Source organism: Streptomyces botrytidirepellens (assembly GCF_003721215.1).
GTDB lineage: Bacteria > Actinomycetota > Actinomycetes > Streptomycetales > Streptomycetaceae > Streptomyces > Streptomyces himastatinicus.
Genome location: NZ_RIBZ01000129.1, coordinates 1 through 9,782, shown reverse-complemented (window position 1 = coordinate 9,782; position 9,782 = coordinate 1). Strand labels below are relative to the sequence as shown.

Annotated in this window: 3 protein-coding genes and 5 pseudogenes; 3 read left to right on the top strand and 5 right to left on the bottom strand. The window is 68.2% G+C overall.

The genetic code is table 11. The features are described from left to right. Positions 1–311 precede the first annotated feature (311 nt). Positions 312–1,184 (top strand): NAD(P)-dependent oxidoreductase, encoded by an 873-nt coding sequence (locus EEJ42_RS10105; RefSeq protein ID WP_221179349.1) that lies wholly within the window; start codon positions 312–314, stop codon positions 1,182–1,184. A gap of 35 nt (positions 1,185–1,219) precedes the next feature. Here EEJ42_RS10105 and EEJ42_RS10100 read toward each other — a convergent pair. The 3 pseudogenes from EEJ42_RS10100 to EEJ42_RS10090 all read right to left on the bottom strand — a co-directional run. Next, positions 1,220–1,808 (bottom strand): annotated as a pseudogene (locus EEJ42_RS10100) (IS5 family transposase); the annotation flags it as partial. A gap of 71 nt (positions 1,809–1,879) precedes the next feature. After that, positions 1,880–2,203, bottom strand: a pseudogene (locus EEJ42_RS53790) (helix-turn-helix domain-containing protein); the annotation flags it as partial. Between the two features lie 198 nt (positions 2,204–2,401). Beyond that, a pseudogene (locus EEJ42_RS10090) lies at positions 2,402–2,926 on the bottom strand (helix-turn-helix domain-containing protein); the annotation flags it as partial. A 505-nt stretch (positions 2,927–3,431) separates the two neighbouring features. On the opposite strand from EEJ42_RS10090, the gene EEJ42_RS10085 reads away from it, so the two are divergent. Further along, the gene (locus EEJ42_RS10085; protein WP_123099626.1) at positions 3,432–3,953 is read left to right on the top strand and encodes a pyridoxamine 5'-phosphate oxidase family protein; all 522 of its coding nucleotides are present in this window, start codon (positions 3,432–3,434) and stop codon (positions 3,951–3,953) included. A 482-nt stretch (positions 3,954–4,435) separates the two neighbouring features. Continuing rightward, a pseudogene (locus EEJ42_RS10075) lies at positions 4,436–7,487 on the top strand (Tn3 family transposase). A gap of 149 nt (positions 7,488–7,636) precedes the next feature. On the opposite strand, the gene rox reads toward EEJ42_RS10075, so the two are convergent. Both rox and EEJ42_RS10065 read right to left on the bottom strand, forming a co-directional pair. Then, positions 7,637–9,064: a rifampin monooxygenase gene (gene rox, locus EEJ42_RS10070; protein WP_123099627.1), complete on the bottom strand. Its 1,428-nt coding sequence runs from the start codon at positions 9,062–9,064 to the stop codon at positions 7,637–7,639. 105 nt (positions 9,065–9,169) lie between these two features. Beyond that, positions 9,170–9,782 (bottom strand): annotated as a pseudogene (locus tag EEJ42_RS10065) (integrase); the annotation flags it as partial.

Genomic DNA, 9,782 nt, shown 5'->3' with positions numbered 1-9,782 from the left:
GCCCGACCGCTTCCACGCAGTCCTCACCCTGGCCAGCACACTCATCTGGCTCACACCATGATCGACAAGACGTCCCCTAGGGCCTGTCCGACGGGTGATGTGGCCAAGTCAAACGGGGCTGGCCCCGGCTGCCGCTGCCCCAGCCGGGAGTGGAAAGTGCCGCCGCGAATCGCTTCAGGGGCGCAGGGCGTCCTTCCGTACACAGCGGTGGGTAGCTACGCACTTTTTTGTGCGTACTTGTGACATGTCGATGCTGGCCCGAAGGTGATCGGAAGGCATCTGATCACGCGAGCACACCGACAGGAGCACTTGTGGGCAACGAAGCAGTCACAGTCATCGGTCTCGGCGAGATGGGACGGGCACTGGCGGACGCCCTGATCACCTCGGGGCACCCGACGACCGTATGGAACCGCAGCGCCACCAAGGCCGATGACCTGGTGGCGCGCGGTGCTGTGCGAGCCGCGACGGTCGAGGCAGCGGTCCTCTCCAGCCCGCTGACACTCGTCTGCCTGCTGGACTATGACGTCACAGAAGCGATCCTTCGGCCCGCCGCCGACGCTCTGCGCGGCCGGACTCTGGTCAACCTCACCAATGGAACGCCGACCCAGGCGCGGGAGGCGGAGGCCTGGGCCGTGGGCCATGGTGCGGCCTACCTGGACGGCGGGATCATGGCGGTTCCATCGACGGTCGCAACCTCGCAGGCGTTCGTCCTCTACAGCGGTCAGAAGGCGCACTTCGAGGCGCACAAGGAGACCTTGGAGGCACTGGGGGCAGCCAAGTACCTCGGCGCCGACGCGGGCATCGCCGCACTGTATGACCTGGCGCTGCTCAGCGCGATGAACGTGATGTTCGATGGTTTCTTCCACTCGGTCGCCATGGCCACCTCGCACAAGGAAAGCAACGCGGCTGGCTTCACGGAGCTCCTTGTGCCCTGGCTGACGAATATGGCCCAGGTGATGCCTGCGTTCGCCGCCGACGTGGACTCGGACGCGAAGCCAGTGCTTGCCCAGGGTCTCGATGTGGTGCTGGCCAGTGTGCGCAATATGGCACAGGCGTCCCGGGACGCGGGAGTGCGCGCCGACTACTTCGAGCGCTCAGCCGCGACTCTGGAGAAGCAGCTCGCCGAGGGGCAGACTGCCTACACTGCACCCGGGGTGGTGCAACGCCTCAGGACTTCCAACTGATCGAGTCTTCGGTGATTCCAGGAAACCTGGCGGGTTTACGAGCGGAGCCATAGGCGAAGGGCGGCGACGGTGACGGTGCCGTGAAAGACGTACGCTCTCTTGTCGAAGCGCGTGGCCACTGCGCGGTTGATCTTCAACCGGTTGATCAGCCGTTCGACTTCGTTCCTGCGCGTGTAGCGGGCCTGGTCGAAGCCGGTGGGGCGACCGCCAAGGCTTCCACGGCGTTGGCGGTTGGCCCGCTGGTCACGGCGTTCGGGGATCGTATGGGGGATCTGCCTTCGTCGCAGGTAACGGCGGTTGCGGCGGGAGCTGTACGCTTTGTCGCCGCAAACGTGGTCCGGGCGAGTCCTCGGCCGTCCTCCGGCCGGGCGCGGGACGCGGACGGTCCAGGACCGGGATCATCTGCGGGGCGTCGCCCCACTGGCCAGGGGTGACCAGGATCGCCAGCGGCCGACAGCCGCCGTCGCTCGCCAGGTGGATCTTGGTGGTGAGCCCGCCGCGTGAGCGGCCGATCGCCTCGTCGGGCCGGTGGTGGGCGGGCCGCCCGCGTCGCCCTGGTATCCGTGCCGGGCGGTGGCGGGCCCCGGCAGCATGCTGATGGGCGCGGCATGTTGTGGAGTCGACGCCTGGGCGTGCGGGAACTGCCGCCACGTGATGTCGGTCTGACTCCGGGGCGCCGGAGGTATGTGCAGGTGTCTGAGGATTCTGCGGACCGTAGATGCCCCTATGCGGTAGCCGAGACCCTGCAGTTCGCCCTGGATCCGCTTGTACCCCCACATTGGGTTTTCCCGCGCAAGCCGTTCGATGAGCGCCGTGATGGTCTCGTCGATGGGAGGGCGGCCGACACGGTGCGGGTAGGTCCACTTCCGTGTCATCAGACGGCGGTGCCAGCGCAGCAGCGTTCCGGGGGTGACCAGCCGGTGTGCTCGAAGCTTCCTCGGCAGGAGTCGGGCCAGTGCCGCAAGGAGGGCACGGTCGGCCCAGTCGAGACGGGGCTTCGGGTTGCCACGGCGCAGCACAGCAAACTCATGACGCAGAACGAGCAACTCGGCGTCCTTGGACGCGGAGGAACGCCCGAGTAACACGAACCAGCTGAGCAGCCGAGTGATGACCAGGTAGAGCAGGCGTAAGGACACGAAAGACGATTTTGCCTGGCCTGCGGTGCTTCATCGATTCTCGCTGGTCAGGGGGCCGGGCCGAGTTCTGGAACCTCACAGGTTGCGAAGGAGGGTGGCCCAGGTACTGGCGTTCCGCTCGGGCGCCGGGTCGATGCCTGCCTCCTTCAGGATTTCCCAGACAGTGGAGGCGCCCACCTTCACTCCCAGTACGAGCAGCTCACCGTGCAGACGCCTGTACCCCCAGTGCGGGTTCTCCCTCGCCAGACGCAGCACCAGAATCCGGATGGAGCGCACCGTACGAGGTCGACCAGGTCGCTGGGGTCGCGATAACGCGGCATGGTGGCGTGTGACGAGGTCGCGATGCCAGCGCAGCACCGTGTCAGGACGCACGAGCAGCCGCACACGCCGCAGGGTGGGTAACGGCATGCGGTGTAGCAGCGCCGCCAGGAACGACCGGTCGCTTGAGCTGAACCGGACCTTTCTCTTGCCGAGTTGGCGTTCCAGGACCGCGATCTGATGGCGCAGGGCGAGGATCTCTACATCTTTGTCCCGGTCGCTCATCGGCAGCAGCCCCAGCACCACGAACGCATTCGTCACACCGAGGTAGGCCAGTCGTAGCAGCACGATCGGTCATCATGACGCGTGGACCACCGGCAACGCGAGAGCGCCGACTCGAGCGACCGCGGCCGACGACTGTGAGGTCCAGTGTAGGCCTCCGACCAGGGCGGATGACATTCTCGGCAAGCACAACCTTGGTCCTGTACTTGCCGCCGGACGGCTTCGGCGTTCTTTTCCGCGCCGAACTTAGCTGCCCGCGCCCCAACAACCGCTCCCAAGCCGGTTGCCACTAACCCGATCACTGCGATGGCGAGAGGAACCACGAAATCCGTCACGGCGGCACATCATGGCTGCTCAATCAGTTCAAGGGAACACCGCGTCGTGCGGCCTGACAGCAGGACCAACGGCATCACAGCTCGTCAATCAACCGCGAATACATGAACATGTCCCGGCGTTCGTCCCCCACCTGTTGCCATCCACGCAGCACCGAGCGCAACCCGCGCGGAGCAACCTCACCGCTGCTTCATCAATGACGACAGAGGGTGTCGCGTTTACGGCCGACGATGGACGTATGCGCGAAACCCCAGAAGAACTCAACAAGCTCCAGTCCCTCCTCGACTCCTCCCTCTCCGGCTCGACCGCACACCTCCGCTCGATCGTCGAGGGCCGCACCATCACGGCGGCGCAGCTCACCGGGGTCCTCACCGGCATGTGCACGCTCGCCCTCTCCACGGTGACCGCAAAGGGCGAACCGCGGATCAGCGGCGCCGACGGGCACTTCCTGCACGGCCGGTGGCACTTCGGCACGGCGCGCAACGCCGCCAAGGCCCGTCATCTCGCGGCCCGTCCGGCCGCCAGCGTCGCGCACATGCGCGGCGAGGACCTCGGCGTGTTCACCCACGGCACGGTGGAGGAGCTGAACCCCGAGGACGCCGAGCCCACGGCCGACTGGCAGGAACTCCTCGCCTACTTGAAGGACTTCTACGGCGACGACGACGCCTTCGACTGGAACCGCGAGGTCGTCTACTACCGGCTGAACCCGCACTGGATGACCGTCTACGCCCCCGACCTCGACAAGCTCACCGGCACGTGACGCCGGGCCCGTCGACGAGGGCCTGCACCTGCGCGTACGTGGGTGCGGGGCCGGTCGACGGCGCGCCGTCGCGTACCGCCAGCGCCGTGGCGACGGCCTCGCCCAGCGCCCGCTACAGCAGCGACCCGAGGCTGCCCCGCCCCCAAGCTCTCAACTCCTTCCCCAAGCTCTCAACTCCGCTTCGCTGCGTTCGAGCAGGGGGCCGCTCGGCGTCTTGCCGGTCCAGGGGACCAGGAACGGCAAGGTCGCGAGTTGGCCCCGAACCCACGGAAGCAACTCCGCAGAGCACGACGACGGACCCTTGAGTTCCCACCGAGAACCCTTCAGTTTGCGTGAACTTACGGGACTCCAGGGGATTGAAGAACATCGGAACGAAAACCGGCGCTAAGCCCCTGGGGGGTTTGAGAGCGCTTTGACCTGGGGTTCGGCGGGGGCGGAGCCTTCGGCAGTCGTGTTGATCACTGACTGTCTGGAGGTCTGGGGTGCCGGTCGAGTTTCTGACGGATGAGCAAGCCGCGAGGTATGCGGCGTACGACGGGGCGCCGTCCCGCACGGAGTTGGAGCGGTTCTTCTTCCTTGACGACGCGGACCGGGCGTTGATCGAGCCGAAGCGGCGGGCCCACAACCGGCTCGGGTTCGCGGTGCAGATGACCACGGTGCGGTTCCTCGGAGTGTTCCTGGACGATCCGACGGACGTGCCGACGGAGGTGGTCGATTACCTCGCCGAGCAGTTGGGCGTCGCGGACGCGTCGGCGTTGAAGGCGTACGGCGAGCGGGAGAACACCCGGCTCGATCACGTCCGTGAGCTGCGGCGGGTCCTGGAGTACACGGAGTTCGCCGAGGCGGAGGCGGAGCTGCGGGCTTGGGTGGATGCGCGGGCCTGGACGACAGGGGAGGGCCCGAAGGCGCTGTTCGACGCGGCGGCGGGGTGGCTGCGTGAGCGGCGGGTGCTGCTGCCCGGGGGGACGACACTGGCCCGGCTGGTGGCCGCGGTGAGGGAGGCGGCGAACCAGCGGCTGTGGGACACCCTCTACCGGATGCTGAGCACTGGTCAGCGGGCGGTGCTGGACTCCCTGCTGACGGTGCCGCCGGGCGCCCGGGTGTCGGAGCTGGACCGGCTACGCCGGGGTCCGGTGCGGGTCTCCGGGCCACAGATGAAGTGGGCGCCGGAGCGGGCGGAGGAGATCGCGGCCTTCGGGATGGGCGACCTAGACGTGTCGGGGATACCGCCGCGGCGGCTGGCGGAGCTGTCGCGGTACGGGGTCGATGGCAAGGCGTCGCTGCTCAGGCGGCACGGTGACTCCCGGCGCCTGGCCACGCTGCTGGCCACTGCGGTCTACGTGACGTCTCGGGCGGTCGATGACGCCTTGGACCTGCTGGAGGTGCTGATCGCGACGAAGCTGCTGGCCAGGGCGGAGCGGGAGACGGCGAAGGAGAAGCTGAAGACCCTGCCGCGAGTGGAGAGGGCGTCGGCGAAGCTGGCCGCCGCGTTCCAGATCGTGTTCGACACCACCAGCGAGCAAGTCGACACTGACACCGGGGAGATCAGCCCGCCCGAGGTGGAGACGCTGGAGGCGATGTGGGAGCGGGTCGAGCAGGTGGTGCCCCGGCACGAGCTGGCGGCGGCGGTCGCCGCGCTGTTCGAGCTGACTCCGCCGCTCGACTCGGACGCGGACGAGGCATGGCGGGCCCAGCTGGTCACCCGGTTCGGCACCGTGCGGCCGTTCCTGAAGCTCCTGGTGACGGTGGTCGACTTCGGCGCCACGCCCGAGGGCCTGCCGGTCCTGAAGGCGTTGATGTCGCTGCCGGACCTGATGGGACGCAAGAAGGTCGGCCCGGTGGAGATCGACACCGGCCTGCTCACCGGGTCGTGGCGGCGCCTGGTGCTCTCCGCGCCTGGAGCCGGGCACGGTCGACTGGAAGGCGTACGCGTTCTGCGTGCTGGAGCATCTGCACCGGATGCTGCGGAGCAAGCAGGTGTTCGCGAAGAACTCCTCCAAGTGGGGCGACCTCCGCGCGAAGCTGCTGGATGGGGAGGCGTGGGACCAGGCCAAGCCAACCGTTCTCGCCTCGCTCAACCTGCCCGCCGAGGCAGGTGAGCACCTGGCGGCGCGGGCCGCACTGCTGGACGGCACCTACCGCGAGGTCGCCGCGCGGGTGCCGGCGAACTCCCAGATCGTGTTCGACGACGACGGCCGCCAGCACTTCGCCGCCCTGGAGCCGGAGCCCGAATCCGCCTCCCTGCGCCAGCTGCGCGAGGCGGTGGAGGCGATGCTGCCCCGTGTCGACCTACCGGAGGCCCTGCTGGAGGTGTTCTCCTGGACCGGCGCCGACCAGGCGTTCACCTCGGTCACCGGCGGCGAGGCCCGGCTGAAGGACCTGCACGTGACGATCGCCGCGCTCTTGGTCGCGCACAGCTGCAACGTCGGCTACACCCCGGTCATCGGGGCCGCGGACGCGCTGAAGTACGGGCGCCTGTCCCATGTCGACCAGACGTATCTGCGGCTGGCGACGTACCGGGCCGCGAACGCCACGCTGATCGACTACCAGGCGGCCACCCCGCTCGCGCGGGCGTGGGGCGGCGGCCTGGTCGCCTCCGTGGACGGCATGCGGTTCGTCGTCCCCGTGCCGTCGGTGTACGCGCGGCCGAACCCGAAGTGCTTCGGGCGCCGGGGCGGGGCGACCTGGCTGAACATGATCAACGACCAGGCTGCGGGGCTGGGCGGGAAGGTGGTGGCCGGCACCCCGCGCGACTCGCTGTACGTGCTGGACGTCCTCTACGACCGCGACGGCGGCAAGCGCCCGGAGATGATCGTCACGGACACCGCGAGCTACAGCGACATTGTCTTCGGGCTGCTCACCTTGGCAGGGTTCGCGTATGCGCCGCAGCTCGCTGATCTGCCGGATCAGAAGATGTGGCGCATCGACCGCACCGCCGACTACGGAGCCTTCCAGGATGCGGCCCGCGGCCGGGTCGATCTCGCCAGGACCGAACGCCACTGGGAGGACATCCTGCGGATCATCGGCTCCATCCACACCGGCGCCGTGCGCGCGTACGACGTGATCCGGATGCTGTCCCGCGACGGCCGACCCACCCCGCTCGGCGACGCAATCGCTCACTACGGGCGGATCTCCAAGACCCTGCACATCCTGCGCCTGGCCGACGAGCCCGGCTACCGGCGGCAGATCAAGAGCCAGGCGAACCTCCAGGAGGGCCGCCACTCCCTCGCCCGGAAGATCTTCCACGGCCGCTCCGGACAGCTCTACCAGCGTTACCAGGACGGCATGGAGGACCAGATCGGCGCCCTGGGCCTGGTCCTCAACGCCCTCGTGCTCTTCAACACCCGCTACATGGACGCCGCGGTCAACCAGCTGCGCGCGGACGGATTCGACGTCCGCGACGAGGACGTCGCCCGGCTCTCGCCGTTCGTGCGGCACCACATCAACATGCTCGGCCGCTACTCCTTCCAGCTGCCGGAGCTACCCGGCGGAATGCGGCCCCTGCGCGACCCGGACGCCGCCGAGGACGAGTGACCGGCCTTCTGGCCACCTCCCACTCCATCTCCGCGTCAGTACTGGTCAGTGGCCTGGAGCGGGTACAGCGTCCCCTCACGAGTGACAGCTTTGCGTACCCGCTCCGCCGGGCGGCAGGCCCGGTAGGCCTTCGAGCCTCCAGTTCGCCCTCAGCCGACGGCAGCGCCGAACCACTTGGGCAGCTGACTGAGCAGATCCTGCTGGTCTTCACCGATCCACGCCACGTGGCCGTCCGGCCGTAGCAGCACAGCGGGCACGTCCAGTTCCTCGCTGACGTCGACGACGTGGTCGACCCGATCCGCCCAGTCCGCCACCGAGAGCCGGCCGGTCTGGTCGAGCAGCAGCCCGCGGCCGCCGTGCATCAGCTCGTAGAGGCGTCCGCGCTTCAGCCCCACGTCCCGCAGCCGCCGGCCGAGCAGTTCATGCCCCTCGCCGAAGTCGTAGCGGACCCCGATCGCAGTGATCTTCTCGATCAGGTACCGGTTCACCTCCTCGAAGTCCATCAGTTCCGACACCAGCCGGCGCACTGACCGGGGACCCGGCTCGGAGGACAACAGCTCGGTCTGCACGCGGGTGTTGTCCAGCACGTCGGCGGCCACCTGGTGCCGTTCGGCGTGGTAGCTGTCCAGCAGCCCCTCCGGTGCCCAGCCGCCGACCTCGGCGGCCAGTTTCCAGCCGAGGTTGAACGCGTCCTGGATGCCGAGGTTGAGGCCCATCCCGCCGGTCGGCGGGTGGACGTGCGCCGCATCGCCGGCCAGCAGCACCCGGCCGACCCGGTAACTCTCGGCCAGCCGGGTGGCGTCGCCAAAGCGGGAGAGCCAGCGCGGTGAGTGCGCGCCGAAGTCGGTGCCGGCGAACACCCGCACCCGCTGCTTGAACTCCTCGAAGGTCGGCGCGGCCGTACGGTCGTCGGCCACCCCCGCGGCGGGCACGATCAGGCGGTACACCCCATCGCCGAGAGGCATGGTGCCGAACCGCACATGGGTCTTGCGGACTTCGGCCACCACGGCGTTCAGCGTCTCCGGCGTCACGGCCACCTCCACCTCGCCCAGCAGCGTCTCGGTCCTGCTGGGCTCGCCGGGGAAGCCGACGCCGAGCAGCTTGCGCACCGTGCTGCGGCCACCCTCGCAGCCGACCAGGTAACGCGAGCGCAGCTGCGTGCCGTCGGCCAGTTCGATGCTCATCCCATGTTCGTCCTGGCTCAGCCCGACCAGTTCGCAGCCGCGCCGGATCTCGGCGCCGAGCTCGGTGGCGTGCTCGGCCAGCAGCCGCTCGGTGACGCTCTGCGGGATGGCGAGGACGTACGAATGCGCGGTGTCCAGCCGCTCGGGCCACGACTTGCCGATGCCGGCGAAGAAACCGCCGGTCGCGAACTTCTGTCCGAGCGCGAGGAACCGCTCCAGCAGACCGCGCTGGTCCATCACTTCGACACTGCGCGCGTGCAGGCCGAGAGCGCGGGACAGCCCGGTCGGCTCCGCCCCCTTCTCCAGCAACAGCGTATGCACGCCGTGCAGTCGCAACTCGCCAGCCAACATCAAGCCGGTCGGTCCGCCGCCGACAACGATCACGTCAATCATCAAACCCCCACAACGAGATTGGTTCTCGGCCAGCTACTCCTCGCATCCGGTGGCGCGCACATCCCACATCGCCGCTGTGCTTGCCGAATACCTCATCCGTGCAGGTCACGCGGCATGTCTGTACTCGTGGAGGATGCCGCCAAGGCGGTCGTGGCGTCGTATGTCGAGCTGGCTTAGCTTTTCNTCCTCGAACTCTCGTAGGGCGTGGAGGAGGTGGCGCTGGTTCCAGATCAGGGTCCGGTCCAGGAGCTCGTGTCTGCAGGTCTGCACCCACCTTTCCATGACCGAGTTCATTCTCGGCATCTGGATGCCGGTGAGGACGACCTCGATCCCCGCGTCCTTGAGGACGGCATCGAACAGGGCGGGGAACTTCCCGTCCCTGTCCCGGATCATGAACCGTGCCCGGCAGCCGACGTCCTCGAGATCCATGACCAGATTCTTCGCCGCTTGGGTTACCCAGGCTGTGGTCGGGTGTGCGGTGGCGCCCAGGATCCGGATGCGGCGACTGCTGTGTTCGATCACCGCGAGTACGTACATCCGCGCGCCGGAGAGGGTGACCGTCTCAAGGAAGTCACAGGCCAGGAGGGCGTCGGCTTGGGAACGCAGGAAGTCGGCCCACGTGCTGGAGCTCCGGTCGGGCGCCGGATCGATGCCGGCATCCTTCAGGATCTTCCAGACGGTCGACGCAGCACCTTCACTCCCAGCACGAGCAGCTCGC

Bases quoted from the DNA above. Each gene is read 5' to 3' on its own strand.
- EEJ42_RS10085 (WP_123099626.1), top strand. From the start codon at position 3,432: ATGCGCGAAACCCCAGAAGAACTCAACAAGCTCCAGTCCCTCCTCGAC.
- rox (WP_123099627.1), bottom strand. From the start codon at position 9,064: ATGATTGACGTGATCGTTGTCGGCGGCGGACCGACCGGCTTGATGTTG.